This window comes from Pseudomonas sp. P1_C12 (genome assembly GCF_056406435.1).
Genome location: NZ_JBFUAE010000008.1, coordinates 16,531 through 42,420, shown reverse-complemented (window position 1 = coordinate 42,420; position 25,890 = coordinate 16,531). Strand labels below are relative to the sequence as shown.

The 25,890-nt window shown below is 61.1% G+C and carries 25 protein-coding genes, 1 tRNA gene and 1 pseudogene; 7 read left to right on the top strand and 20 right to left on the bottom strand.

Annotated features, from left to right (window positions below; translation table 11 throughout):
• Nucleotides 1–17: 17 nt before the first annotated feature.
• Entirely contained in the window at nucleotides 18–1,007 is a 990-nt protein-coding gene (locus AC1D19_RS15660) for a GGDEF domain-containing protein (RefSeq protein ID WP_477754286.1), read from the top strand.
• A gap of 100 nt (nucleotides 1,008–1,107) precedes the next feature.
• On the opposite strand, the pseudogene AC1D19_RS15655 reads toward AC1D19_RS15660, so the two are convergent.
• The 3 genes and pseudogenes from AC1D19_RS15655 to gabD all read right to left on the bottom strand — a co-directional run bounded on the left by AC1D19_RS15655 (nucleotide 1,108) and on the right by gabD (nucleotide 5,360).
• Nucleotides 1,108–2,323, bottom strand: a pseudogene (locus AC1D19_RS15655) (HDOD domain-containing protein).
• A 127-nt stretch (nucleotides 2,324–2,450) separates the two neighbouring features.
• Nucleotides 2,451–3,728 (bottom strand): 4-aminobutyrate--2-oxoglutarate transaminase, encoded by a 1,278-nt coding sequence (gene gabT, locus AC1D19_RS15650; RefSeq protein ID WP_007899625.1) that lies wholly within the window; start codon nucleotides 3,726–3,728, stop codon nucleotides 2,451–2,453.
• Between the two features lie 189 nt (nucleotides 3,729–3,917).
• Nucleotides 3,918–5,360, bottom strand: a complete 1,443-nt coding sequence (gabD, locus tag AC1D19_RS15645) for an NADP-dependent succinate-semialdehyde dehydrogenase (protein ID WP_218429539.1) — start codon at nucleotides 5,358–5,360, stop codon at nucleotides 3,918–3,920.
• Nucleotides 5,361–5,709: 349 nt separating this feature from the next.
• Between gabD and AC1D19_RS15640 the strand changes: the two genes are divergently transcribed.
• Nucleotides 5,710–5,786: transfer RNA gene (locus tag AC1D19_RS15640), tRNA-Arg, on the top strand.
• Between the two features lie 71 nt (nucleotides 5,787–5,857).
• On the opposite strand, the gene AC1D19_RS15635 is transcribed toward AC1D19_RS15640, so the two are convergent.
• From AC1D19_RS15635 to AC1D19_RS15620, 4 genes are all read right to left on the bottom strand, one after another.
• Nucleotides 5,858–6,166 carry a type II toxin-antitoxin system RelE/ParE family toxin gene (locus AC1D19_RS15635; RefSeq protein ID WP_477763732.1) on the bottom strand — a complete coding sequence of 103 codons (309 nt, stop codon included), beginning with the start codon at nucleotides 6,164–6,166 and terminating at the stop codon, nucleotides 5,858–5,860.
• Nucleotides 6,163–6,462: a type II toxin-antitoxin system prevent-host-death family antitoxin gene (locus tag AC1D19_RS15630; RefSeq protein WP_223550123.1), complete on the bottom strand. Its 300-nt coding sequence runs from the start codon at nucleotides 6,460–6,462 to the stop codon at nucleotides 6,163–6,165. Before AC1D19_RS15630 ends, AC1D19_RS15635 begins: the two co-directional genes overlap by 4 nt.
• A gap of 118 nt (nucleotides 6,463–6,580) precedes the next feature.
• On the bottom strand, nucleotides 6,581–6,850 hold the full coding sequence (locus AC1D19_RS15625) for a hypothetical protein (RefSeq protein ID WP_223457256.1): 270 nt from the start codon (nucleotides 6,848–6,850) through the stop codon (nucleotides 6,581–6,583).
• Nucleotides 6,851–6,905: 55 nt separating this feature from the next.
• Complete coding sequence (locus tag AC1D19_RS15620) at nucleotides 6,906–7,466, bottom strand: YbhB/YbcL family Raf kinase inhibitor-like protein (protein ID WP_477763731.1); 561 nt, start codon at nucleotides 7,464–7,466, stop codon at nucleotides 6,906–6,908.
• Between the two features lie 140 nt (nucleotides 7,467–7,606).
• Between AC1D19_RS15620 and AC1D19_RS15615 the strand changes: the two genes are divergently transcribed.
• Nucleotides 7,607–9,136, top strand: coding sequence for an FAD-dependent oxidoreductase (locus tag AC1D19_RS15615; RefSeq protein WP_477763730.1), 1,530 nt, complete (start codon nucleotides 7,607–7,609; stop codon nucleotides 9,134–9,136).
• A gap of 72 nt (nucleotides 9,137–9,208) precedes the next feature.
• Here the strand turns inward: AC1D19_RS15615 and AC1D19_RS15610 are convergent, their stop codons facing one another.
• The 7 genes from AC1D19_RS15610 to AC1D19_RS15580 all read right to left on the bottom strand — a co-directional run bounded on the left by AC1D19_RS15610 (nucleotide 9,209) and on the right by AC1D19_RS15580 (nucleotide 16,755).
• Nucleotides 9,209–10,714 carry a YdgA family protein gene (locus tag AC1D19_RS15610; protein ID WP_477763729.1) on the bottom strand — a complete coding sequence of 502 codons (1,506 nt, stop codon included), beginning with the start codon at nucleotides 10,712–10,714 and terminating at the stop codon, nucleotides 9,209–9,211.
• A gap of 280 nt (nucleotides 10,715–10,994) precedes the next feature.
• Nucleotides 10,995–11,630, bottom strand: a complete 636-nt coding sequence (locus AC1D19_RS15605; RefSeq protein ID WP_116264423.1) for an NADH:ubiquinone oxidoreductase subunit N — start codon at nucleotides 11,628–11,630, stop codon at nucleotides 10,995–10,997.
• A gap of 92 nt (nucleotides 11,631–11,722) precedes the next feature.
• The gene (locus tag AC1D19_RS15600; protein ID WP_477763728.1) at nucleotides 11,723–13,171 is read right to left on the bottom strand and encodes an efflux transporter outer membrane subunit; all 1,449 of its coding nucleotides are present in this window, start codon (nucleotides 13,169–13,171) and stop codon (nucleotides 11,723–11,725) included.
• On the bottom strand, nucleotides 13,168–14,055 hold the full coding sequence (locus AC1D19_RS15595; protein ID WP_008002380.1) for an efflux RND transporter periplasmic adaptor subunit: 888 nt from the start codon (nucleotides 14,053–14,055) through the stop codon (nucleotides 13,168–13,170). Before AC1D19_RS15595 ends, AC1D19_RS15600 begins: the two co-directional genes overlap by 4 nt.
• On the bottom strand, nucleotides 14,052–14,261 hold the full coding sequence (locus AC1D19_RS15590; RefSeq protein ID WP_046040693.1) for a DUF1656 domain-containing protein: 210 nt from the start codon (nucleotides 14,259–14,261) through the stop codon (nucleotides 14,052–14,054). The genes AC1D19_RS15595 and AC1D19_RS15590 overlap by 4 nt, the downstream gene beginning before the upstream one ends.
• Nucleotides 14,258–16,330: an FUSC family protein gene (locus AC1D19_RS15585; RefSeq protein ID WP_477763727.1), complete on the bottom strand. Its 2,073-nt coding sequence runs from the start codon at nucleotides 16,328–16,330 to the stop codon at nucleotides 14,258–14,260. Before AC1D19_RS15585 ends, AC1D19_RS15590 begins: the two co-directional genes overlap by 4 nt.
• Nucleotides 16,327–16,755, bottom strand: a complete 429-nt coding sequence (locus AC1D19_RS15580; RefSeq protein WP_095945024.1) for a MarR family winged helix-turn-helix transcriptional regulator — start codon at nucleotides 16,753–16,755, stop codon at nucleotides 16,327–16,329. Before AC1D19_RS15580 ends, AC1D19_RS15585 begins: the two co-directional genes overlap by 4 nt.
• 199 nt (nucleotides 16,756–16,954) lie before the next feature.
• Between AC1D19_RS15580 and AC1D19_RS15575 the strand changes: the two genes are divergently transcribed.
• Nucleotides 16,955–17,233, top strand: a complete 279-nt coding sequence (locus tag AC1D19_RS15575) for an antitoxin of toxin-antitoxin stability system (RefSeq protein ID WP_477763726.1) — start codon at nucleotides 16,955–16,957, stop codon at nucleotides 17,231–17,233.
• Complete coding sequence (locus AC1D19_RS15570; protein ID WP_477763725.1) at nucleotides 17,230–17,511, top strand: type II toxin-antitoxin system RelE/ParE family toxin; 282 nt, start codon at nucleotides 17,230–17,232, stop codon at nucleotides 17,509–17,511. Before AC1D19_RS15575 ends, AC1D19_RS15570 begins: the two co-directional genes overlap by 4 nt.
• Before the next feature lie 4 nt (nucleotides 17,512–17,515).
• Here the strand turns inward: AC1D19_RS15570 and AC1D19_RS15565 are convergent, their stop codons facing one another.
• Entirely contained in the window at nucleotides 17,516–17,761 is a 246-nt protein-coding gene (locus AC1D19_RS15565) for a DUF2789 domain-containing protein (protein ID WP_150716084.1), read from the bottom strand.
• A 131-nt stretch (nucleotides 17,762–17,892) separates the two neighbouring features.
• Nucleotides 17,893–18,354, bottom strand: coding sequence for an aminoacyl-tRNA deacylase (locus tag AC1D19_RS15560; RefSeq protein ID WP_046040686.1), 462 nt, complete (start codon nucleotides 18,352–18,354; stop codon nucleotides 17,893–17,895).
• 199 nt (nucleotides 18,355–18,553) lie between these two features.
• Here AC1D19_RS15560 and AC1D19_RS15555 point away from each other — a divergent pair, with 199 nt between their 5' ends.
• Both AC1D19_RS15555 and AC1D19_RS15550 read left to right on the top strand, forming a co-directional pair.
• Nucleotides 18,554–19,087 (top strand): NfeD family protein, encoded by a 534-nt coding sequence (locus AC1D19_RS15555; RefSeq protein WP_477755334.1) that lies wholly within the window; start codon nucleotides 18,554–18,556, stop codon nucleotides 19,085–19,087.
• A 2-nt stretch (nucleotides 19,088–19,089) separates the two neighbouring features.
• Nucleotides 19,090–19,848, top strand: coding sequence for a slipin family protein (locus AC1D19_RS15550; protein WP_477759881.1), 759 nt, complete (start codon nucleotides 19,090–19,092; stop codon nucleotides 19,846–19,848).
• 18 nt (nucleotides 19,849–19,866) lie between these two features.
• Here AC1D19_RS15550 and AC1D19_RS15545 read toward each other — a convergent pair whose 3' ends face one another.
• From AC1D19_RS15545 to AC1D19_RS15530, 4 genes are all read right to left on the bottom strand, one after another.
• A complete protein-coding gene (locus AC1D19_RS15545) occupies nucleotides 19,867–21,450 on the bottom strand; it encodes a glycosyltransferase family 39 protein (RefSeq protein ID WP_477759882.1) in 1,584 nt (527 codons plus the stop codon).
• Between the two features lie 117 nt (nucleotides 21,451–21,567).
• On the bottom strand, nucleotides 21,568–23,151 hold the full coding sequence (locus AC1D19_RS15540) for an efflux transporter outer membrane subunit (RefSeq protein WP_477763724.1): 1,584 nt from the start codon (nucleotides 23,149–23,151) through the stop codon (nucleotides 21,568–21,570).
• A complete protein-coding gene (locus tag AC1D19_RS15535; RefSeq protein WP_477763723.1) occupies nucleotides 23,148–24,212 on the bottom strand; it encodes an HlyD family secretion protein in 1,065 nt (354 codons plus the stop codon). Before AC1D19_RS15535 ends, AC1D19_RS15540 begins: the two co-directional genes overlap by 4 nt.
• Before the next feature lie 26 nt (nucleotides 24,213–24,238).
• Nucleotides 24,239–25,771, bottom strand: a complete 1,533-nt coding sequence (locus AC1D19_RS15530) for an MFS transporter (RefSeq protein ID WP_477763722.1) — start codon at nucleotides 25,769–25,771, stop codon at nucleotides 24,239–24,241.
• Nucleotides 25,772–25,890: the final 119 nt, after the last annotated feature.

Sequence of the window (25,890 nt, the reverse complement as noted above, 5' to 3'; positions counted from 1 at the left end):
CTTTGAGATTTGTGTCGATGGACGAAAAAAACCTGCAAGACTCATCTCCGTCCCATTGGCCCGAGGCCGCGCAGACCCTGATGGCGCTCATGCACGCCCAAGGCGAAGTCGCACGCCTGAGCGAACGCGAACAGCTGTTCAACACCCTGCTGATGAGCGTCAACGCGGTGCTGTGGGCATTCGATTGGGAAACCCGCCGGGTGCTTTACGTCAGCCCGGCCTATGAGCGGATCTTTGGCCGTTCGGCCGATCTACTGCTGGCCGACTGCGATCAATGGCGCGACAGCATCTATCCCGACGACCTGGACTATGCCGAACGCAGCCTGGCCGAAGTGCTGGACAAAGGCGCCGTCGAAGACCGCGAGTATCGAATCATTGCCGCCGACGGACAGGTGCGCTGGCTCAGCGATAAATGCTACATCAACCGCCAGGCCGAGCCGGGGCAACCGGTGATCATCGTCGGCATTGCCGAAGACATCACCGACAAGAAGCGGATGGAAAGCGAGCTGCACCGCCTGGCCACCACCGACGCCCTGACCCAGAGCAGCAATCGCCGGCATTTCTTCGAATGCGCCCACCGCGAGTTCGCACACGCCCGGCAACGAGGCGAGCCGCTGTCGTTCCTGATGCTGGACATCGATGACTTCAAAATAATCAACGACACCTACGGTCACCAGGAAGGCGACAACGTGTTGCAACGCATCGCCGATAGCGGCCGCGCAGCGTTGCGCCGTGGCGACCTGTTCGGGCGCATTGGCGGTGAGGAATTCGCAGCGGTATTTCCCGGCTGTACGCCGCAGATGGCCCTGCAAGTGGCTGAACGCTTGCAACAGCAGATTCAGCGATTGCGTTTCACCCATGAAGGCCAGACGTTCGGCATCACCGTCAGCCAGGGCCTGACCAGCCTGACCGCCGCGGACGAAAACGTGGAAAACCTGTTTTCCCGCGCGGATGCCGCGATGTACCAGGCCAAGCGCGAGGGCAAGAACCGGATTGTCACTGCCTAAGGCCCTGTAGGAGCTGGCTTGCCAGCGAAGGCGGTGTATCTGACACACCTCGTTGCCTGGATTCGCTGGCAAGCCAGCTCCTACGGGTTTTTCGTCGGTCTTATTTTTTGCGCAGGCGCATCAACTCCGGCAAGCCAATCTTGAGCAACCGCGCCGTCCGGCTCTTCGCCAGTTCCTCGATGCCCTCATGCTCAGTCAGGCGCGCCATCTGCGCCGCCATGTTCATCACCAGCGCTTCGCGGGAATAAACCCCGCCACCGAGCTGGTAGGCCGCCGCAATCAGCTCCCGCAACTCCAGTGGCAGGCGCCAGCGCGTGCGCAGGGCCGAACCATAGGCCGCGCCAAATTCAACCAGCGCTTCGCCCACTTCCTCCAGCTCGTCCAGTTCACCACCGGCCTGCTTCCATTCCTGCAAACAGCGCAGCAACGCCAGATCGCCGAGACGGTGCAACATGCCGGCGCAATAGCAGCGCTCCTGATCCAGATCGAGCAAGCGCGCCAGGGTTCGCGCGTATTCGGCGGTATGCAGGGACAGATCCCAGTATCGCTCGGCATAGTCGGCCAGTTGCGGATCGCTGAGCCGGGCACTGCGCTTGAGCGCCAGCCCGAGAATCAGGTTCATGCTCTGCCCGGTGCCCAGGCGATGCAGCGCCTGGGCACCGGGTTTGCACAGCGGCGCCGTGGTGCTGGGCCGCGCTGCTGGCAGCGGCGATCAACACGGCCGTGACCTGCGGATCGGTGCGGACTTCGTCTTCCAGCACCGTCAGGTCGAGGCCATTGGGATTGAGGCTGCGTTTGACCGCCACTTGCACGTCGGTCATCAGCGGCGCGCCGTCGGCCAATTCCCGGCGACGCTCCAGAAACACCGACAGCGTCATGCCCGGTGCCAGCGACGGCACTTCGCACGAGACTTCTTCGCCAGCATTCAGCAGCAACCCCTGCAACCGATGGGTCAGGCTTTCCATATTCAGGGGCTTGGTCAAGTAAGCGGCCGGTGCCAGCGGCAAGACCTCGCGCACGCTGGCACTGTCGTTGCGGCTGCTCATCAGAATGAACGGCAGCGGCGGATTGCGTTTGCGCTGTCGTATATTGCGCAGGACATTCAGGCCATCGACACCGGGCAACTCCCAGTCGGCGATCACCAGGTCATAGGGGTTGGCAGCCAATAGCTCCAGCGCTTGCTGGCCATCGGCGCACAAATCCAGCCGCGCATCGCAGCGTACGTTCAACAACACTTCCTTGAGCAAATCCCGGGACCAGGGGTCGGCCTCGGCGATCAGGACTCTTGGAACGGCGGGTAAAATGACGGTTGTCATACAGCTCTCCCTGGCGATGCAGGAACCTTAGCCAATGCTGACCATTCGATACAGCGCTAATGGGTTTCCAGGGACATGAAAAAACCCGCCGAAGCGGGTTTTTTGTGGATCAGGTCACACTGGGTGATCAGAGCTCGGAGAAGCACTCTTCGATGATCGCCAGACCTTTGTCCAGTTGCTCGTCCGGCGAGGTCAGCGGTACCAGCACGCGCAGAACGTTGCCGTAGGTGCCGCACGACAGCAGAATCAGGCCCTTGTCGCGCGCCTTGGCCACCACCGATGCCACGGCAGCAGCGTTCGGCTTGTGGCTGTCGCCGTCGACGAACAGCTCGACCGCGATCATAGCGCCCAGGGCACGCACTTCGCCGATGACCGGGTACTTGGCCTGGATGGCCTTCAGGCCAGTCACCAGACGCTCGCCGACCGCTTTGCAGCGATCCAGCAGGTGCTCTTCTTCGAACACTTCCATCACGGCCAGGGCCGCGGCGCAAGCGATCGGGCTACCGGCGTAAGTGCCGCCCAGACCGCCCGGAGCGATGGCGTCCATGTATTCGGCCTTGCCGCACACACCGGCCAACGGGAAGCCGCCGGCGATGGATTTGGCGAAGGTGGTCAGGTCGGCAGCAACGCCCATCTGTTCCATGGCGAAGAAAGTGCCGGTACGGCCAGCGCCAGTCTGCACTTCGTCAGCGATCAACAGAATGCCGTGCTGGTCGCACAGGGCGCGCAGACGCTTCATGAACTCTTTAGGCGCGACGTAGAAACCACCTTCGCCCTGAACCGGCTCGATAATGATGGCAGCGATGTCACGCGGCTCGGCGTCGTTCTTGAAGATGCGTTCGATGCTGGCGATCGAATCGTCGATGCTTACACCGTGCAGTTCGTTCGGGTACAGCGCGCGGAAGATGCCGCCTGGCATCAGGCCCATGCCGGCCGAGTAAGGCACGACTTTACCGGTCAGGCCCAGAGTCATCATGGTGCGACCGTGGTAAGCGCCGGTGAACGCGATCACGCCGGCACGGCCAGTGGCGGCGCGGGCGATCTTGATGGAGTTTTCCACAGCTTCGGAACCGGTGGTCACCAGAAGGGTTTTCTTGGCGAAATCACCCGGCACCTTGGCGTTGATTTTCTCGCACACTTCTACGTACGGCTCGTAGGCCAGTACCTGGAAGCAGGTGTGGGTCAGCTTGTTCAGCTGCTCGGTCACGGCCGCGATGATTTTCGGATGCACGTGACCGGTGTTCAGCACAGCGATGCCGCCGGCGAAGTCGATGAACTCGCGACCTTCAACGTCGGTCACGGTGGCGTTCTTCGCGGACTCGGCGAAGATCGGGTGAATCTGGCCAACACCGCGCGGTACAGCGGCTTCGCGGCGTTTCATCAGGGAAGCGTTAGTCTTGCTCATAGTGTCCTCATTCACCGCTCATCGGGCGGTGTGGTTCAAGGAAAATGCGGCGGGGAGGCAACTACGGCAGCATGCGATGATCGACTGCCACAGCTTTCCCGGCCACAGAGAAAATTCCGTTTGAAGCGTCGCAAAGGGACAGCGCTCTCGTGCCCTTTGCGTTTGAAGCAATGCCTTGCCAGGCCGAGCTTAGATACCCAGGCAGAGGTATTTGATTTCCAGGTAATCTTCGATGCCGTACTTGGAGCCTTCACGGCCCAGGCCCGATGCCTTGATGCCGCCGAACGGCGCGACTTCGTTGGAGATCAACCCGGTGTTGACGCCGACCATGCCGTATTCCAGAGCTTCAGCCACACGGAACACACGGCCCAGGTCGCGGGCATAGAAGTACGAGGCCAGACCGAACTCGGTGTCGTTGGACATCGCGATCACATCGGCTTCGTCTTTGAAGCGGAACAGTGGAGCCAATGGACCGAAGGTTTCTTCCTTGGCCACGGCAGCGTTATTCGGCACGTTGGTCAGAATGGTCGGCTCGAAGAAGTTACCTTCCATCGACTTGCCGCCGGACAGCACGGTGGCGCCTTTGGAAACGGCGTCGGCAATGTGCTCTTGCACCTTGGCCACGGCTTTTTCGTCGATCAGCGGGCCAGTGGTGGTGCCTGCTTCCAGACCGTTACCGATCTTGAGCTTGGCCACAGCCACTTTCAGCTTCTCGGCGAACGCGTCGTAGACCGAATCCTGAATGTACAGGCGGTTGGCGCAGACGCAGGTCTGACCGTTGTTGCGATACTTGGAAATGATCGCGCCTTCGACGGCCTTATCCAGGTCCGCGTCGTCGAACACGATGAACGGAGCGTTGCCGCCCAGTTCCAGGGACACTTTCTTGATGTCCTTGGCGCATTCCGACATCAGTTGACGACCGATTTCAGTCGAACCGGTGAAGGACAGCTTGCGCACGATCGGGTTGCTGGTCAGCTCGCTGCCGATGTCGCCGGCGCTACCGGAAACAACGCTGAACACGCCAGCCGGGATGCCGGCACGCTGGGCCAGTTCGGCCAGGGCGAAGGCGGAAAACGGAGTTTGCGAAGCAGGCTTGAGCACCATGGTGCAACCGGCGGCCAGGGCCGGGCCGGCTTTACGGGTGATCATTGCAGCCGGGAAGTTCCACGGGGTGATGGCAGCGGTCACGCCGATTGGCTGCTTGATCACGATCAGGCGCTTGTCTGGCTGGTGGCCCGGAATCACGTCACCGTAGATGCGCTTGGCCTCTTCGGCGAACCACTCGATGAAGGAAGCGGCGTAAACGATTTCACCCTTGGCTTCGGCCAATGGCTTGCCTTGCTCCAGGGTCATCAGGCGAGCCAGGTCGTCCTGGTTCTCGATGATCAGCTCGAACCAGCGACGCAGCTTGGTCGCACGTTCTTTGGCGGTCAGTGCACGCCAGGCCGGCAGCGCTTTGTCAGCAGCTTCGATCGCACGGCGGGTTTCGGCAGCACCCATTTTCGGCACGGTGCCCAGAATTTCGCCCGTTGCCGGGTTGTTGACCTTGATCGTCTGACCATTGTCCGCATCAACCCACGCGCCATCGATGAAGGCTTGCTGGCGGAACAACTGGGTGTCTTTAAGCTGCATGTCGGCTTTCCTTAACAGCACCGCGCACGCGCGGAGCAAATTATGATTGTAGAAAGGCGCCTCGATAGGCTGCCGTCAGGGAAATCATTCACCGGGCTGAAGCACATAAATAGCGCACTGATTCAAATCGTGCGGTTCAGCACCCAGACAAGAGCGTTTGAAATCTCAAACGAATCCTAGGATCAAAGGGGGTAAAGGACAATAGCCTGTTCGAAAAAAAGAACGAAAACGACGCTTTTGCCTATTTTTTCTGATCAACGTAGCAAACGTCCGTTACGCTTGTAATAAACGCAGGCGAATCAGCAGCATGGACGCCCGCAGTGCATATGAGTATCATGGCGCCCGCATTGCACCAGTAGCTCAGCTGGATAGAGTACTGCCCTCCGAAGGCAGGGGTCGTGGGTTCGAATCCCGCCTGGTGCACCATACGCTGTAACGAGAAAGCCTCAGGTCTTATGGGTCTGGGGCTTTTTTGTGGGTGTTTGAAGGCTAAGCGCCTAATGATCAATGCTGTTTTTTTCAAACAGCCGGCCAATGTCTCTCGCGCTATGCAGCACACGTTCGACCTTGATCCCGTCGTCCACCAAACAGTAGAAAACCAGATATCGGCCATGGGGAAGCATTCGCAATCCCTTGGCGCAATCGTCTCTTGAAACACCCAAACTCGGTTGTTCGATCAATCGTGTGCACTGCATGCGTAGCTCGCCCACAAACGTCCGGGCTCGTTCAGGGTTGTCTCGAGCGATAAAACGAGCGACTTGCAGTAGATCGTCCCGTGCCAATGCAGAGAAAAGCAATTGCCTCATGGACGGTTTTGCTCTGCGGCTACCTCATCAATCAGCGCATCAAGCTCGGCAAACACGGTATCGGCAGCAATGGCCGGACGCGGATCGTTGCGGCTGGCAGCAATGGCTTCACGAAGTTCGGCAGCCTGCAGCCGATCCAGCAGCTGTTGATAGGCCGCGTGCGGTAAAAGATAGGCGGCAGGGCGATTGTGGTTGAGCACGGCAACAGGCTCGGAACCCGCTTGCTCGATGACAGTGCTCGGGCTGCGCTTGAGCTCGGTGATACTGACCGAACGGCTGGCAAGTAGCTGCTCCATGACGGCTCCAAAGGTACGAAAAAAAGTACCTTATAGTGCTCCATTCCCTGCATGAGGGTCAACGAATCTCCGACAGGTGCTGCCCTGGCCCACAAAAAAACCGCCGAAGCGGTTTTTTTCATTCTGTGGTCCAGTCAAACTCGTCGTACTCATCATCGTCCTCGTCGTCCTCGAAGAACTCCTCTTCAAGGTCGTCGTCTTCAACAATGTCCTCTTCCGGCTGGTTCAGCAGAAAATCCTTGCGACTCTCGGTAATTGCTCGCCGCAGTTCCTCACCCTTTTGCGGGCAGTTGAGCATTTGGGCGATGCGGTCGATTTTTTTTGCCACGGCATCCTCCAACGCATCGGCTATAGCCTGATAGTGCGCGCTTTCGGGGGTGGATGCCAAATCCCCGGAATGCCGCGCACTTCAGTTTTCTGCAAATCTGCTGAGGCGATCAGCCTTAGCGGTGATAGCGCCGCACCACGCTGCTGTTTCTCAGGACGTGGCCTTTGATTTTTTCCAACAGCTGCGCACGGGTCAGGCCGGCGGGCAAGGCGTCCGGGGCCAGGTCCAGGGCGTAGATCTGGATGATGTAGTGGTGCGCGCTGTCGCCAACGGGCGGGCAAGGGCCAATGTAGCCGGTGGTTGCCTTGCTGTTGGTACCGCTGACGCCCTCGAGGCCTGGTTTGGTCCCGGCACCGGCCGGGATCTGGTGGGTAGCGGCCTTGATGCCGTAATGCACCCAATTATCGACGCCCTGGCCTTTCTGGCCGTCCGGGTCGTGCATGACGATGGCGTAGCTTTGGGTGGCTGCCGGGCCGGCGTTCCAGTTCAATGCCGGGGAAATGTTATGTCCGCCACAGCCCGCGGAATCGCCGGCAGCGGCGGACGTGAACAGGCGGTCATCGGAGACACCGGGAATGTTCAGTGTGAAACGTTCCTGGGCCTGCGCCGGGAACTGCACGCAAAGGGCGACTGCCAAGGCCGCGAGCCAAGTGTTGATTGAGGTCAATCGGGTCATACCGGAGCACCTTGTGCGTGTTGGGCCGTCGTCGGCGTGCAAACTATAGCCGGACCGTTCACGCCGTGGCAGGGGGGAATTGGCTGAACCTCGCGATAAGCGCCAGACTCATAAGTGAAACGTCTGTCTGGAGAGCAATCATGACTCTGCATCGCGTTGCGCGTGTCGCCAATGTGCCCGAAGACCGGGGTCTGGAAGTGCAGGTCCAGGACAGCAAGATTCTGCTGTTGCGGGCCGGTGAACAACTGCGCGCTTATCAGGCCGAATGCCCGCATGCCGGCGCCCCGCTGGCCGACGGTGCGGTATGCAATGGGCGCCTGACCTGCCCGTGGCACAAGGCGCAGTTTCGGATCGAGGATGGCGGGCTGTGTGAACCACCAGCCCTGGACAGTCTCAAGCGCTATCCCCTCGAAGTCCGTGACGGCGACATCTGGGTCGGCGACCAGCCGTTGCCGGACGCCCACACGCCACCGGCCGACGATCCACGAACCTTCATCATTGTCGGCGCTGGCGCGGCAGGCACGGCGGCGGCAGCGTGTTTGCGCGAGAAAGGTTTCGGCGGCCGGTTACTGTTGATCGACCGCGAAGCCGAAGCTGGATACGACCGTACCGCGCTGAGCAAATACGTGATCGCCGGGGAGATGCCGCTGGACGAAGTCCCGCCGCTGCGCGACGAGGATTTTTACCGCGAGCAGCGGATCGAGCGCCTGCGAGGCGAAGTGGCAAGCCTGGATGCGCCAAACAGGACGCTGCGGCTGACTGACGGCCAAACACTGACATACGACGCCGCGCTGTTGGCCACCGGCGGCGTGCCCAACCCGCTGACGCTGCCGGGCGCCGACCTGCCGCAAGTGTTCGTCTTACGCTCCAAAGCCCATGCGCAACAGATTCTGGACAGCGCCAGCGCCGGCCAGCGAGTCGTGATCATCGGCGACAGTTTCATTGCCATGGAGTCCGCCTCGTCCCTGCGCCAGCTTGGCCTGAATGTGACAGTGCTGGCCCGCCACGAAGTGCCGTTTGCCAAGCAGTTCGGTGACACGGTCGGCAAGGCCATTCGCGCGCGGCATGAAGCCAATGGCGTCGTGTTTCACACCCAGGGCAATGCGGTACAGATCGAAGGAACGGACAAGGTCGAAGCCGTGCGCCTGGACAACGGCCAACGCCTGGCGGCCGATCTGGTGCTGGTCGGCATTGGCGTCACACCCGCCACTGCCGCCTTCACCGGGCTGCCGAAAGAGCAGGATCACTCGCTGCGTGTCGACGGCGCAATGCGCGTGGCCGACGGCCTCTGGGCGGCTGGCGATATCGCCACGTTCCCGCTGAACAACCAATACCTGCGCATCGAACACTGGCGACTGGCCCAGCAGCAAGCGCGGATCGCCGCGGCGAATATGCTGGGTGGTGACGAGCATTACCTCGACGTGCCATTTTTCTGGACCTGGCATTTCGGTAAAACCTACGACTACCTCGGTCACGCCGAGAACTGGGACGAAGTCGAGTTCAAGGGCGACCCTTGCGATCCGCCCTTCATTGGCCTGTTTGGAAAAAACGGCGTGGTGTCGGCGGCGGTCGCCTGCGAGATGGACCGGGCCATGGCGATGCTCGCCGAGCGGATGAAACAGCCGTTGCCATGGGAAGAGGCATGGCGACTGATCCGTGATGTTCCCTAGGGATGCCGGACAGCAAAACGCCCGGCGTCTGCACGATGCAAAGGCCGGGCGTTGCCGGGTACACGACCACCGTTATTCGGTGGCATTAGCCCCCGCGAACTTGCTCATCACAAAACCGGCAAACTCTTCGACGGTCATTTTCTGGCCGTTGAAGTCCACCTGATCGTTGGCGTAATGCAAGTTGGTGACGATGTTGTTGCCGTCCAGTTTTGCCAGTTGGCTGCCGACCGCCATGCTGCTGAACATGTCTGCGGTGGCCGTGGCCTGGTCGGCAATCAGCTTGGCATCGGTCTGACCGTCGATTTGCGATTGCACGGTAAGCACATCGACCAGCATGGGCTTGGACACTTGCAGTTTGAAGTCCAGCAGCGCAATCAGCTGCCTGACCAACTGATCGGTCGGCAGATCGATGGCTTGCGGCTTGGTCAGGTCGAGCACCATATTGGCGCGGCTCTCACCGTTGACGGTGTTGAACGACAGGTTTTCCAGGGCCACTTGCGGACCGGCCGCCAGCAGTTTTTCCAGGCTGGACTTGAGCAGTGCTTCTTCGGCTTCGGTCAGTTTCAGCTCCGGTGCCGGCAGCCCGGCCGCCGTCGCTTCCGCTGCCGCCCTTTCATACGGCTGCAGTTTGCTCTGATAAACCTGCATCAACGACAGGGTGGCCGGAATGTCGAGGTTCTTCAGGCTCATGGCCAGCGCACCGGAACCGATGGTCTTGCCGTTCAGGGACACTTCGCCAACCTTGTAATCGGCACGCCCGGAGGCGTTGCTGCCCGATTCTCCGGTCAGGTTTTTCATCTCGAATTTCTTGAAGTCCAGCACCGACTGCTTGGCGCCAAAGGTCGATTTGCCGCTGGCCAGTTCAAGGACGTTCTCGCCGGTGTAGAAACCGTAGGTACTTTTTGTCAGGTTGCTGGCCAGGGTCAGGCCGTTCAATTCAACCTGCACCGGTGCCTGGTCTTCGGACACGGTGGTCACTTTCAGGCTGTCCATGTAACCGTTGGCCTTGACCTTCTGCGCCTGGGCGCTGGCATCGACGTCCATGCTCAAGCCGGAGAACTTCATGCTCGACTTGTCATCCAGCGCCATTTCCAGCGGCTGCAACTCGAAGGTGCCATTGGTAGCGTTGTCATAGCCGATGTTGACCACGCCGGTCAGCGGGGATTTGTCCTTGGCGGCGGCAAACCACTTCTCGGTGGACGGGGTCTTTTCCAGTTCATAGTGACTGGTCGCCAAGACTGGCAACCACTTCAGCGACATCAGCCGCGAGAACGGCAACGGGCCGTGTTCGATATGATCGACAAACAGCAACTCGACCGGCGCTTCGCCGAACATTTCGCCTTCGCCCTTGAGGCGGTAGTGCGCGGTGCTGCTGAATACATGACGTTCCAGCGATACCAGCTCCAGCGACGCTGTGCCGTTGGAACCGACCATGGCCGCCTGCAATTCCTTGTTGGCATTGGCAATCGAGGTGTTCAACACACCTTCGAGCCTGGTGCCGGTGAACCAGGCTCCGCCTGCGCTGATGGCACCGATTGCGACAACGATTCCCAGTAGCACGCCTGCTGATTTATTCATGTATGACCCGTTCAATGTCCGTTGTTGAAAGTGAGGTCGTCTTCCCTGAACCCATGACGGATTGCAGCTCGACTGTGCTGAAAGTGGAATGCAGGTTAGCACCGGGCGCGACGAACGGCCCAATGATTAAAGGTGAAAGAGTGTCTTGGGGTAGTTCGCACGGTTCAAGATTTTCGGCGGTCATACTATTGCGTTCGCTGGCAAGCCAGCTCCTACAGGGATCACCTTGTACCGTAGGAGCTGGCTTGCCAGCGAAGGCGTCAGTCTTGCCACCACTAAATCAGGAATACTGGACCTCGATCTCATCAAGCTGATGATCGAAGCTTTTGAGCCGCGCAGTCCAGGTGTACACCAGCACTTCGAAGTCGCGGTTGATCACCGCCCCGCCCGTCACTTCCGCACGCGGGTCGCAGACATCCAGTTGATAACGTTCGCGGGCCATGGCCGTGGCGACATCGGCCAGCTCCCGAGCATTGCTGAGCCAGTGCCGACCGTCGTCAGCCACCTGCCGGTCCAGCGCCAGGCATTGTTTTTTAAGGCTCTCGAGGCTTTTTTCCAGTGGCGTGCCGGTCAATTCGCCCATGACTTCCTGAAACGTGCGCCCCGGTTGCCAGTAACTGCCCCAGAAATAACGGTCGAACACCGTTTCGACACGACGCAATGCCACCTTGGTGTCCCAGATCAGGACCAGGGTCTTGCCTTGTTCGAGTTGTCTTTTCTTGATGCGTTGATTCTGGACCGAGGCCCAGGCCACCACCGCAATGGACATCACGGCAATCAGCGCGACGGCACTGTCGAGGAACGCCAGAGCCTTGTCGATCTGGTGGGCCAGCATGATGCCGTAGAAATAGGTGGCCGACAGCAGCACTAATGCCACGATGGCGCACCAGAAGCCGAGAGCATAAGGGTTTTTCATTCTTGGTTTCCCCCTGACCTGCGCGTGCCTTGTGCGAAGAAAGGGCGCTTTGCACGGGCGCCCGTCCAACACTTCAAAGCATAGCAACGGCCTCAGGGTTTGCCGGAGTTCGACGCTTGCGTTCGTCCGCTTTCCCAACCGCCGCCCAAGGCGAGGAACAAATCGATCTGACTGGCGGCAACCTGGGTGTTGGCAGCAGCCAATTGCGCCGTGACGTCGATGTAGGTGCGGGTGGCTTGCAGGTCGGCCAGGAACGAGGCGCGTCCGGCCTGGAAGAAGCGGTGGGTCTGGTCGGCCGCCAGTTTCGCCGATTGCTCGGCGTCCGCCAAGGCATCGCGACGTTGCAATAACGCGGTGTATTGGGCGAGGCCGGTCTGGGTTTCACGAATGGCGTTGAGCACCACCCCATCGAAATGCGCCAGCGTCGCCTGGGTCACCGCCTCGGCCTCGCGGATGCGCGCCCGGGCGCCGTTGGTCGGCACCTTCCAGGTCAGCGACGGGCCGAAGCCCCAGCGGTTGGTAGACGGGTCGCCGAGATCGTCCAGGATACCGACGGTACCGATGGTCGCACCGATGCTGATGTTCGGGTACAGCTCGCCAGTGGCGACGCCGATACCGGCCGTCGCGGCCGCCAGCCGACGTTCGGCCTGCCGCACATCGGGACGACGCTTGAGCAATGCTGCGCCATCGCCGACCGGGATCAATTGCGCGATTTTCGGCAGCTCGTCGCAGGTGGCGGTGCCGGCCGGCAGTTGATCCACCGGTTTGGCCAGCAACATCGACAAGCGGTACAGCCCGGCCTGACGCGCGGCCTCATAACGCGGCATGTCGGCGCGCAGGGATTTGAATTGGGTTTGCGAGCGGGTGACCTGGGTTTCATCGCCACGTCCGGCATCGCGCAGGCGCTGGATCAGCGTGGTGCTCTGGGCTTGCAGATCGAGGGAATGCTGGGCGATTTCCCGCTCTTCATTGGCCGCACACACTTGTGTGTAGGCGCGAACTACATCGGCCACCACGGTGATGCGTGCAGTATCGGCGGCGGCCTGCGTCGCATCGGCATTGGCCTTGGCCGCTTCGATGCCACGTTGCAAAGTGCCGAACAAGTCGAACTGGTACGACGCGCTGATGCCGATATCACCGATGTTGGCCACTGGCACTTTTTCCGGCAGCAGGAACGCCTGGCCGGACTCCTGCAAGCGCTGGGCCCCCATCTGCACGCCGCCGCTCCAGCCGCCCGCCGCTTGCGCCTCATCGACCTGAGCGCGAGACCGCGACAGACTGGCCGCCGCCACGCGCAAATCGGTGTTGGAGGCCATGGCCTGCTGCACCAGCTGGTCGAGTCGCGGGTCCTTATACAGGCGCCACCAATCGGCCGGCACCGGTGCGGAAACCACCGTTTTGCCGTCGACCGCCAGATCGCCCTGGAAGTCTGGACGATGGACCGCCGCCTCTTCGGGCAAATGATAATCCGGCCCGACCATCTGACACGCCGACAGCAGCAAACCTAATCCGGCGACCGCCAAACCCGAGGCCTTGCTCATTGCGCCGGCTCCCGTTGTTGGTCGTCGATGATCGATACCGTGGCGGTGCGCCCGGCGATCATGCGGAAGTCTTCCGGCACGTCATCGAAGGCGATGCGCACCGGAATCCGCTGGGCCAGCCGCACCCAGCTGAATGCCGGGTTGACGTTGGGCAACAGGTTGTTGCCGCTGGTGCGGTCGCGGTCTTCGATACCGGCAACGATGCTCTCCACATGCCCGCGCAGGCGCGCATTGTCGCCAATCACCCGGATGTCGACGCTCTGACCGATATGGATGCCGTTCAGTTTGGTTTCTTCGAAATAACCATCGATGTGGAACGAGTTGCTGTCGACTACTGACAACACTGGTCGCCCGGCACTGACGAACTCCTGGGCCCGCGGCGCGCGGTCGTTGACGTAACCGTCCACCGGGCTGCGGATCACCGAGCGGTCGAGGTTGAGCTGCGCACTGTCCACCGCCACCTGGGCTTCCATCAACGCCACTTGGGCGCGGGCCACTTTCGATTGGCTTTCTTCCAGTTGCTCACCCGGCACCAGGTTGCCAAGACCCTTGTTCCGCTTGGCCTCGCGCTGGGCCTGGGCCAGGGTTTCTTCGCGGTCGGCGACTGCTGCTTTCGCCTGGCGCAGGGCCAGCTTGAAGCGGTCAGGATCGATGCTGAACAGCACCTGGCCGCGCTTGACCAACTGGTTGTCGCGCACCTCCACTTGCTGGATCAGCCCGGACACGTCCGGCGCTATTTGCACGATGTCGGCACGGATGTGCCCGTCGCGGGTCCAGGGCGCGAACATGTAATACATCACCATGCGCCAGACCACGACAACGGCGAAGCTCACGATCAGCAGGGTCAACACCACGCGACCCAGGGTTAGAAACGGTTTTTTCATGTCATCAGGTATCGACTGAGTGAGTCCACGGCGCCAAGCAGCAGGGCGTAGAGGGCCACGTTGAACAATGCCCGGTGCCAGACCAGACGGTAAAAGTGCAGGCGCGTCAGCACCCCGTGCACCAACAGGTACAACACATACGTAATGCCCATCAGCACCAGCAGCGTGGGCAGGAACACCCCGCTCATATCCAGGTCACCGATCATAAAGGTGCTCCATCAATGCCATGGGGAAGCGGTTCTTCGGGCTCGGCGGCACCAACGAATTCGACGCCGGGCAACAATGCCAGGCGCAGGCCGCTCAGGGCGTGCAGCAAATGCCGACGGGTTTCATCATCGCCGGCACCGCTGAGGGCACGACGCGTGCGGTCGAGGGTCATCAGCAACGGGCTCGGTGCCTGCAAGCGCTCACCGGCCTTGAGACAGGCCTTGAAGTACTCGCCAACCTCGGCCACCACCTGGCGCAGCAGCACCTGCGGCACACCGAGGACCCGCGGCGTATACGCGAGCAGGTCCAACAGATTCAGCGCCACCCGCACTTCCCGCAGCGCCACGCCGGAGTCCTGGCCGGTCATGGCCAGGCGCGGCAGATGCTGCATCAGCCGATCGAGCATCCGTATGCCCAGAAGCCGATGCTCGGACAACGTCGCCGGCTCGGAGAGGCTGACGATGTCACGCCAGCTGAAACGGGTCAGGCGCTTGGCTGCCAGTTCGGCACCGAACGGCCGGGCGATCAGGGTCCAGATGAATGCGAACAGCAAACCCATGGGGCCGGCCAGATTGGAGTTGGCGAAACTGAGGAAGTCCGCGTCGTAAGCGCCCTGAATGCTGATGAAGGACGAGGTGTTGACCAGGGTCAGCAGCATGCCCAGGTAAAACTGCGGCTTGACCGTCAGGGTGCCGACGCAAATGAAAGGCACGGCAAACGCCAGCACCAGCATCGGAAAGTCATGCAGGTTGGGCAGCACCAGAAACAGATAAAGGCTGGCGAACACCACCGACATCGCCGTCCAGAAAAAGAACCGGTAAATCTGCGGCGCCGGGTCGTCCATCGAGGCAAAGAAGCTGCACGCCACCGCCGCCAGGATCACGGCGCTGCCGCCATCGGTCCAGCCGAGCAGAATCCACAACACCGAAGCGACGATTATCGCGGTGACGGTGGAAGCAGCGGAATAGAACATCAGGCCGCGATCCAGAAAAGGGGATAGCCGTCCCAGCCGCCAGTGCCGATACATCGCGCGCCAGCTGTCCTGGCTTTCGCACTGAATGGCGTATTGCAGGCTGCGGCAGTCTTGCCACAAATCGATCCACTCGCCGAGACGGTAAATGGCGTTGGAGAACAGCAGTTGCTTGCGGTCATCCAGCGCTTCGGGAGCCGGTTGCAGGGCCTCAAGTTGATACTTAAGGGCTTGCCAGCGGACGAGATCGGCATCCTTGTGTTCGAGCCATTCGGTGGTGGCCGTCAGCAATGGCGCGAACTTGTCCACAAGCTCGGGGGTGCGCCGTTCCAGGGCGTAAAGCGCGTCGTCGAGGGCATCGATCACTGGCAACAGGTGAATCATCCGTCCGCGCAATTCCTTGGTATTGCGCACTGTCTGCGGACGCGAGCCTTCGTGGGGCAACTGACCGATCATCAACTCCAGGGAGTTGAACGTGGCGACCATCGATGCCCGCAACGCGCTGACCTCTTCAGGCTGCACGTTGCGGCTGAGGAAGCGCAGGCTGTAGGTCGAGGCATCGGCAAACCATTTGCTCACCGAATCATTGAACACCGGCGCCAGGCGCCGGGGCCAGAACATCGCACCGACCACCGCCGCCACAGCGATGCCGAGTAAGATTTCTTCGGTCCGCGCTTCGGCCACGTCCCACACCCCCAGCGGGTTATTCACCACCGGCAGGGCGATCAACGGCAAGGTGTAACCGGCGAGCATCAACGCGTAGTTGTTGGCCGTGCGCAAATGCAGGGACAGAAACAGCAGCGTCCCGGTCCACAGCGCAATCACCACCACCAGCACGTAGGGGCTCTGCACGAACATTGGCACAAACAGAACCGCCGCCGCAGCGCCGATAAAGGTGCCAACCGCCCGGTACAACGCCTTGGAACTGGTAGGGCCGAGAAACGGACTGGAAACGATGTACACCGTGGCCATCGCCCAGTACGGACGCGGCATTTGCATGAGCAGGGCGATGTACAGCGCGATCATCGATGCGGCGAAAGTGCGGACTCCGTAGAACCAGTCCCGCGCCGTGGGCATGCCAGAGAAAAATCCGTTCAAGAGTTGGCCACCGATGGCGGCGTGGCCGCTTCAAAAGCTCTCAGTACCCGCAGCGTAGCTTCCAGATCACTCGGGGCAATGCCTTCGAGTACTTCGTGGCGCAAGCGCACCAGTTCCACTTCGACCGCCTGCACCAGCTCCCGACCGGTTTCGGTCAGGCTCAGGCATTTGGCGCGGCGATCCTGTGCATCTTCGGTGCGGCAAACGTAGCCGCCATGACACAACTGATCGAGCAAGCGTACCAGCGACGGGCTCTCCATCCCTGCTGCCTGGGCCACCGTCACCTGGCGCACACCCTCGCCCAGACGCCCGATCATCAGCAGCGGAACGGCGCAGGCTTCGGAGATTCCATAGTTGGCCAGCGTGGTCTGGCAGATTTTGCGCCAATGCCTGGCGGCCACCACCATGGCGCTGCTGATGTTCATCTGGAGAACGTCGAGGTTATTCGGCACGAGGGAAAACACACACTGTTAGTTTGCTAACTATCAATATGGCATTGGAGAGGATTTTCCGTCAAGTTTTGAAACATATTGGCTTCCATCCGTCGCGAAGCCATAGGGGGTGAACCAGCCACCGTACTGAAGATGTATATACTTTGTCAGTATTACAACCGAGAAGGCAGCCATGTCGAAACCAGCCGTTTTTACAATGAAACTTGAGTCTGAATTGCGTGAACAGTTCATGGCAGAGGCAGAAGCCGCTCATCGCCCCGCCTCGCAAATCGTTCGGGAAATGATGCGTCAGTTTGTTCAAACGCAGCGGGAGGCTCGCGAGTACGAAGCATTCCTGCAGCGCAAGGTCGACACCGCACGCGCTTCGATGCGCGCCGGCGACGGGCTGACAAATGATGAAATCGAGGCAGAGTTCGCTGCCAGGCGCAGGCGGGCCGAACTACAGGAATGAAAATAATATGGACGAAAGAAGCAGCACAGGACCGTGCAGACATTTGGGATTACCTGCATGCCGTTAACCCAAAAGCAGCCATCGACATGGACTACCGGTTCAGCGATGCGCTATCCCGGCTTGCCCAATACCCGGAAAGCGGCCCTGCCGGGATCATTTCAGGCACTCGCGAGCTGATCCCACATCAGAGTTACCGCATTGTTTATGAACAGGGACTGGACGCCATCTGGATACTCGCCTTGGTCCATACCTCCCGACAGTGGCCGCCCGGACGATGACGATTCACACCCCCCGCCCCTTCCTCAACAGCACATCCAGCTGATCCACCACTTCGGCCCAGTCCGCGTCATCGAGTATCTCCTCACGCAGAAGCTCCGCCTGACTGGGGTTCCAGAAAAATGCATCCGCAAGGTGCAGCTCCGGTTTGAGCGGTGAATGGGTGGCGATGAATTTATCAATGCTTTCGGCATCGTCCGGCAGGCCAAGTTGCTTGAACAGGGATGGAAGGTTGTGGGTCGGGTTTTCCATGACGAACTCCTGATGACCAATTTAGGGACCGCTACGCGGTCATTCGCGGGCAAGCCCGCTCCCACAGGTTAATCGCAGTCCCTGTGGGAGCGGGCTTGCCCGCGAAGACGGCAGCATTGACGAAACAAAACTCAATGACTCAACTCCCGCACCTCGGCATGCGGCACCATTTTCAGAAACTCGGGCATGTCCATGCGCACCAGATTGACGTGGTTGCCGGCCTCCAGATAGATGTCTTTCTGCCGGGTCAGCATCGGATCGATCACCACCTCCAACCCATAGGACTCACCCAGCGCCGGTACGGCACCGCGTTCGCAATCATCGAACAGGTGCGCCAGGTTGCTTTCGCGGGAAACCTGCCACTCACCGCTGCTGCGGACTTTACTCAGGTCCAGGTGACGGCTGGCGGGCAGCACGGCCATCAGGTAATGCCCATGGTGATCGTCGAGGATCACCGATTTGGCCACCCGTTCGGCAGGAATACCTGCGACCCGTGCCGTTTCGAGGCTGCTGGCCGAGTGTGGGTGGCTGACGATGTCATACTCGCATTGAGCCTTTTCCAGGCTTCGCTGCACGGTTCTTGCCATACGCATGATGCACCTCGGTGTCCGCCATGACCGCCGGCGGACGATGGTTAAAGTTTTGCTTGCGTAGTAAAAGTCTAGGCCCGTCCGCGCGATCCGGCGGGAAATCCGCCCATCGGATGTCGACGGCAGTTGAGCAAAATTCATACCGGCCAAGGCTCAACTAAACTGTATGCAGAGCCACTCCACGACTCTCCCGGAGGGTCAAGTGAACACGCGTTGGTGTGCAGTTGCGTTGCTGTTGGCGTTGAGCGGATCGGCCTGCGCCGCCGACACGGTTGTGTTGCTGGTGCCCAACCCCATCGGGATCTGGCTGATCACCTTCGGCCTCGCGTTTCTGATCGCCGAGGCTGCCTTGCCCAATTACGGTGTGATCGGCCTGGGCGGCATCGTGATGTTCGTGATCGGCGCGGTGATCCTGACCAATACCGATGTGCCCGAGCCGCTAATGATCGGCCTGGGACTGGTCAGCGCGCTGTTGCTGATCTACCTGGTGTTTCACGCCCTGAAGACCCGACCGCGCCACACCGTCAGCGGTGATGCCGGGCTGGTCGGCAGCGAAACGCCGGTCACGTCAGTGCAGCTCGGCAACGCCTATGGCGGCTGGGTTCATCTGCAAGGAGAACGATGGCAAGTGCTCAGCGCGACGCCACTGCAACCCGGACAACGGGTACGGGTGGTGGGGCGCAAGGGTTTGCTGCTGCAAGTGGCCGCGGCTGACGCGGCGTCGGGCGGAGAATAGTCATGGGTTTGCAATTGGGTCTTGTCGCGCTACTGCTATTGCTCATCGCGCTGGCGGGGGCGACGTTTCGCATCCTGCGCGAGTACGAGCGCGGCGTAGTGTTCCAGCTCGGGCGCTTCTGGCAGGTCAAGGGACCCGGCCTGATCCTGCTGATTCCGGTGGTCCAGCAAATGGTCAGGGTCGATTTGCGCACCGTGGTGCTGGACGTTCCGCCGCAAGACGTGATCACCCGCGACAACGTGTCGGTCAAGGTCAACGCGGTGCTGTATTTCCGTGTGCTCGATCCGCAAAAGGCCATCATCCAGGTCGAAGACTTTCTAATGGCCACCAGCCAATTGGCGCAAACCACGTTGCGGGCGGTGCTGGGTAAACACGAACTGGACGAACTGCTGGCCGAACGCGAACGGTTGAACCTGGACATCCAGCAAGTGCTCGACGCCCAGACCGACGCCTGGGGCATCAAGGTTGCCAACGTCGAGATCAAACATGTGGACCTCAACGAATCGATGATCCGCGCCATTGCCAAGCAGGCCGAGGCCGAACGGGAACGGCGAGCCAAGGTGATCCACGCCGAAGGCGAATTGCAGGCCTCGGAAAAACTCATGCAGGCCGCCGAAATGCTTGGCCGCCAACCGGGGGCCATGCAGCTGCGCTACATGCAGACCCTGAGTTCGATTGCCGGCGACAAGAGTTCGACCATCGTCTTTCCGCTGCCAATCGAGTTGCTCAAGGGCATGGCGGACTTGTCGTCGAAACCTTGAAGGTTGCGATGACGCCACTCATTGTCCGGTATTGCCGGACAGGTACAACCTCGCGGCAACACCACCAGCCTTCATCTGACGAGCGATCTGCCATTGCGCCGGCAACGGTGCGAACTCGTCAGGTACGTCGGCGGTACTGATCAGCCAGGTTCGTCCCGTGCCCTTTGGCAGGTCGCTCAAGTGGTCCAGATACACGTCTGGCATCGTCAAGGTACCGAAACCATAGTCGTTCGGCCGGCTCGAAGTGCCATCGGCCCGTGGCGGGGTGTAGAGCAGGGGCTGGGTACTGGTGCGGTTGTAGTAGACGTAACTCAAGTACCAGAGCATGTCACTGGTAACGATCCGGTCCCCCGGCTGAAAATGCAGATTGACGTCTTCCACCAGGACGTTGACCTGATCATGGACGTCCACCGTCGCGTTGTTTTTCAGGCCCACCAGTTCAACACCGACAAACAGGACCAGCACCGTCAGGGCCAGCACCCGGGAACCGGAGTACAAGCGGTCGATTGCCAATGCTGCCAACAGCGGCAGGCCAAGGGCATACGCGGTGAGGTAGCGCTCGATGAATATCGGCGAAAAAAACGACACCGCAAACACCAGCAGCATCGGGACAAAGGTGTAGATCGCGAGCAACGCGCTGCCACGGAACACACTGCGATCACGTGCCAGCGCCACCCACGCCAACACCGGCAAGGTCACCGGCAAGGCAATAAACACCAGGGGAGGCAGGGTTTCTCCGTCGTCCTGGGTCAGCAACGACCAGACCATCGACGGTAAGGAATCCAGGCTGACGGGCAGTTCCCAGCCAACATCGCCATTGGCCTTCAGTTGGTCCAGGTGCCGTAGCAGGTCGACAAACCCCGGCAGCCACGGCAGATACAGCGCCACGATAGCCACATTGGCCAGCCACCAGTCACCCCGCTGGATGTGCCGCAGACGATGCCCCGGCTGCACGCGGATGATCCCCAGGTACAACCAATGGCAGAGCACGCACAGGGCCGTGAAGTAATGGGTGTAAAACGCCGCGCTCATCAGCACGACATAGATCACCAGATAGCGCCGACGCTGTGGCTTGCGGATCCAGTACACCAGCGCAATGGTTGCCCCCAGCAACCACAGTCCCAGCAGCGAATACATTCGCACTTCCTGGCTGTAGCGCACCGCCGTGGGCAGCAGGGCCAGCAGGAGGCCGGCGAAGATCGCGGCACGGCGGGTGGCGAGCCGATCGACCAGCCACACACCGAGCCCGACCGAGGCAATCCCCGGCAGGACACTGAGGCAGCGGATCGACAATATGCCGTCGCCAAACATCGCGATCCAGCCGTGCAGCAGTATGAAATACAGCGGCGGGTGCACGTCGTAGGCGGCGTGCACCCAGATATCAGGTAATGAGTAACGGGCCAGCAGCAGGCTGGAACCCTCGTCGCCCCAAATCGCGGCAGCGGTCAGATCGTAAAAGCGCACCAGCGCGGCCAATACCAGAATCGGCACCAGCCAATGCTCTCGCGCCCAGCGGATCAACGGTTGCGCGCCCCTGGCGAAACCAGGATTGGCGTGCGGTCCCTGAGTGTCGCCCATCGGCGTTTCTCTGCGCGCCTCCATTGCCTCCCCTTGCGACGTTGAGTGAAGAGCCAGATTGTTTGTGCATCACTTTAGCCCTTCAAGCCGAGCAACGTCGATGCTGACCCGATAATGAAGCGATAGCCGGCGGCTGCACCGTCAGCGCTGCGCCGTCTCAACCAACGGATACACCGACTCCCACCCCCCTCCCAACGCCTTGTACAACCCGACGGCCGCCAGCGACACGCCGGTCGAACTCTCGACCCACTGCTCCTGCGTCGCCAGCAACGCCCCTTGCACGGTGAGTACGGTGACGAAATCCACCACGCCCTCAACGTACTGCTGTTGCGCGGTGTCCAGCGCAATGCGGTTCTGGCGCACGGCTTCGGCCAGGCTGTCGCGGCGCAACTGGCTGGCGTTGTAGGCGGTCAATTGGTCATCGATTTCATGCCAGGCGCGCAACACGGTTTGCTGATAGGCGATAGCGGCTTCCTGCTGCTGTGCTTCACGCAACTCGAGCACGCCACGCAAGCGGCCGCCGTCGAACAACGGCAAAGTGAATTGCGGGCCGATGCCGAACGAACGCGAACCCCAGGAGCCGAAATCGCTCAGTTGCATGGCCTGGGAACCGATGTTCCCCGACAGGGTGATTCGCGGATAGAAATCGCCCTTGGCCACGCCAATGCTGGCCGTGGCGGCATACAGCCGTGCTTCGGCCTGGCGAATGTCCGGCCGACGTGCAGCCAGTTGCGAGGGCAAGCCGATGGCGACCTGGCGCGGCGTTTGTGGCACCGGTGCGTCTGTGGATAACTCCGCCGCCAATGCCTGGGGCGGTTCGCCCATCAACAGACTCAAGGCGTTGATCAGTTGCCACTGGCGCTGCTCCAGTGCGGGCAGGCGCGATTCGATGGCCGCCACTTGTGCGGCGGCTTCGGCGACATCCAGGTCCGTCGCGACGCCGTCGGCCAGGCGCAACTGCGAGAGCTTCAGGCTATGGCGGGCAACGTCGAGATTCTGTTCGGTGACGAGCCGGGTGTTCTGCACACCGCGCAGTTGAATGTAGTCCTGGGCGGTTTCGGCCAGCACCGACAGCAGCACACCGCGCCGGTCGTTCTCGGCGACTTCCAGGTTGGCGTCGGCCGCTTCGGTTTCCCGACGCACACGACCCCAGAAATCCAGCTCCCAGGAGGCGGAAAAGCCGGCATCCCACAGGTTGAAGGCGGACTGACCGTTGTGTCCTGACGGGTCGTTCAGGCCTTCACTACTGTTACGGTTGCGTCCGTAACGGCCGCTGGCAGCCGTGTTGGGGTAGCGCTCGGCGGTGATGATCTGACGCACGGCACGACTTTGCTGCAAGCGGCTGCCGGCCAGTTTCAGGTCGAGGTTGTCGGTCAGGGCGCGCTGGCTCAGGGCCGAGAGTTTCGGGTCGTGGAACACCTCCCACCAGCGCTCGGCCATTGTTTCGGCGACGGCCTGGCTGGCGGCGGATTTGGCCGGTTTTGCCCATTCGGTGATTTGTGTGGCCTGAGGTTTTTGAAAGTCCGGGCCGACGGTGCAGGCGCTCAATGAAAGCAAACCCAGCCCGACAGCAAATGTCCGAATGCAGTACCTGTGGCGAGGGAGCTTCTCGGATCGCCGCACCGTCCCGTTCGAGCGCGCAGCGCTCGTCCATTTTGGGTCCGCTTCGCGGCCCAGCGGGAGCAAGCTCCCTCGCCACAGGGATGAGGATTGGCCCACGCTCATCGCTGAGTCACCTCACGCAATACATCACTTGCGGTATCGATGCTCGCCTCCACCGACATCCCCACCCGCAAGCGCTCGGCCAGCGACTGCCCCGGCTCAAGCACGATCTTCACCGGAATCCGCTGCACCACTTTGGTGAAGTTGCCGGTGGCGTTGTCCGGTTTGACCGCGGCGAACGTCACCCCGGTAGCCGGCGCAATGCTTTCGACACGACCTTTGAGTGCCGCACCGCCCAGACTGTCAACGCGCACTTGTACAGCCTGCCCCGGCTGCACATCCGTCAGCTGGGTTTCCTGGAAATTGGCCATCACATAAGCCTGCGCCAGCGGCACCACTGCGAGGATTTTGCTGCCCGGAGTGACGTAGGCGCCGACCCGCACCGCGCGTTCGCCGACCATACCGTCCTGTGGCGCGACAATCCTCGTATAGGACAACTCATAGCTGGCCATTTCCAGCTTCGCTTGCGCCCGTTTCAGACCGCCTTCGGCGGCATCGCGCTGGGCCGTGAGGATCTCCACCTGCTTGCGTTCCGCCGCCAGTACTGCAGTGGCGTTGGCCAGCCGCGCGGAGGCCTGGTCGATGCGCGTTTGCGCCTGCTGCGCATTTTGCACTGTGCCGGCGCCCACTCCGGCGAGGTGGTTGTAACGGTTCAACTCATGTTCGGCAAACGCCATTTCCGCCTTGGCCGAGACCACCGAGGATTGCGCCTGGGCAATCACCGACGCCTGGCGCTCCAGGGTCGCCCGGGCGTTTTGCAGTTGCGCCATGGCCACCAGCGTTTCGGCATCGGCGGCCTGGGCGGCTGCGCGCAAATCCCGGTCATCGATAAGTGCCAGCAACTGCCCGGCCTTGACCTGCTGGTTGTCCTCGACCAGCACTTGCTTGATAAACCCGGCGACCCGCGGCACGACCAGGGTGAAATCCGCCGAGACATAAGCATCGTTGGTGTTCTGTTGGGTGCGCTTGCCGAACAGGCCGGGCATCGCCAGGTACAGCAATACGCCGACGGCCACTGCGGCGGCCACGGCAACCGCGACTTTCTGCTTTGCTTGAGTGTTCATAAAAACCTTCTGTATCAGTGGAGCATTCAGGTCGGTGCGCGCGGCGGATAGATCCGCGTCGGCAGCCAGAAAATCAGCAGGATCAAGGTCACGGCGATACCGGCCATGCACAGGTAAAGATCAGAGGAAGTGAGCACCACCGCTTGCTCATGCAGACGATGAGCGAGGCTTGCGCTGTCGCGCTCGGCCAGCGGCGAGTTGCCGAGGCGGTCGACCAGCATGGTCGAATGAAAATGCAAACGTGCCGTGGTCAGTGCTTCGATCACCCCGGTGGCGATGACCGCCGACAGGCCTTTGACGGTGTTGAACCAGGCCGATGCGAACGGCCCCTCCATCGGGTTGATGCTGCCGGTGGACAGCATCAGCAGCGGCAACACCGCCATGGGCTGACCGAAAATCTGCAACCATTGCAGCACATAGAAATCGTCGCGAATCCACGCGGAGGTCAGTTGCGAGCCGCCGACGCACGACAGCGCCAGCATGCTCAGGCCGATGCCCAACACCCAGCGGCAATCGACCCAGCGAAAGTTGCACAGCGCCGCCACCAACGGCAGCGCAATCAATTGCGGCAGCGCCGCCAGCAGCATGATCGGCGCGGTCTGCACCGGACGATAACCCTGGACCTGCGCCAGGTAGCTGGACGGAATAATGATCACCGCCTGCAACACCACCAGCACACCCGCCAGGGTCAGCAGGGCGAAAGACAGGTTACGGATGCCGAGCATCTGCATCTTGAAAAACGGCATCGGCTGCGACCACTCGCCGCTCAAAAACAGCACCAGCAGCAACAGCCCGCCACCGAGCAATCCGCAGATCAGGTTCGACTCGAACCAGTCCAGGCGATTGCCCTGCAGAATGCCGATCACCAGCATGCAGATGGCGGGAAAGCCCAGCAACACACCACGCCAGTTGAAGGACTTGAAGCGCTCCAGACGTAGCGGGTCCCGGGGTAAGCCATACGCCACCGCAGCCATGGCAATCAGGCACGGCGCGATGATTTGCCAGAAGGTCCATTGCCAGCCGACATACTCGGTCCACAACCCGGCCAATGGCGTGCCCAGGCCCGGGCCGAACGTCGCCGTCAGGGCATAACCGGCCAGGCCATACAACTTCACATTGGCCGGCAAAAACCGCAGGGCCACGGTCATCAGCATCGGCGGCAATGCGCCGCCCGCCAGGCCTTGCAAGGTGCGCAGCAACAACAGGCTTTCGTAATTCGGGGCGAAGGGACACAACACGCCCAGCAGGGTGAACAGGCTGATGGCGCACAGGGTGAAACGCCGCAACGAGAACGTCACCGCACACCACGGTGCGAACGCCATGGCCGCCACCGAAGTCGCGGTGTAACAGGCGACCAGCCAGGTGCCTTCGTCGTAGCCGATGGCCAACGCACCACGGATGTCAGCCAGGGCGACTTTGGTCACCATCTCGTTCAGGCCCGACACCAGCACCGCCAGCAGCACGCCCACCAGGCCGATGATGATCCGCGGGCCGAAGACGGGTGGAGCGGCTGCCGGGCTGGCCGCAGCAACAGGTGCCGTGACCGTAAGGGAAGTCATGTACTGCAAGCTCCGTCGTGGAAAGACCGAAGCATTCTAGGACGCGTGATGCCTGACGAAAATCAACTTATTGACAGGTTATAAGTGCGTTATACGCAATGATGAGAGGCCTCTGTGGG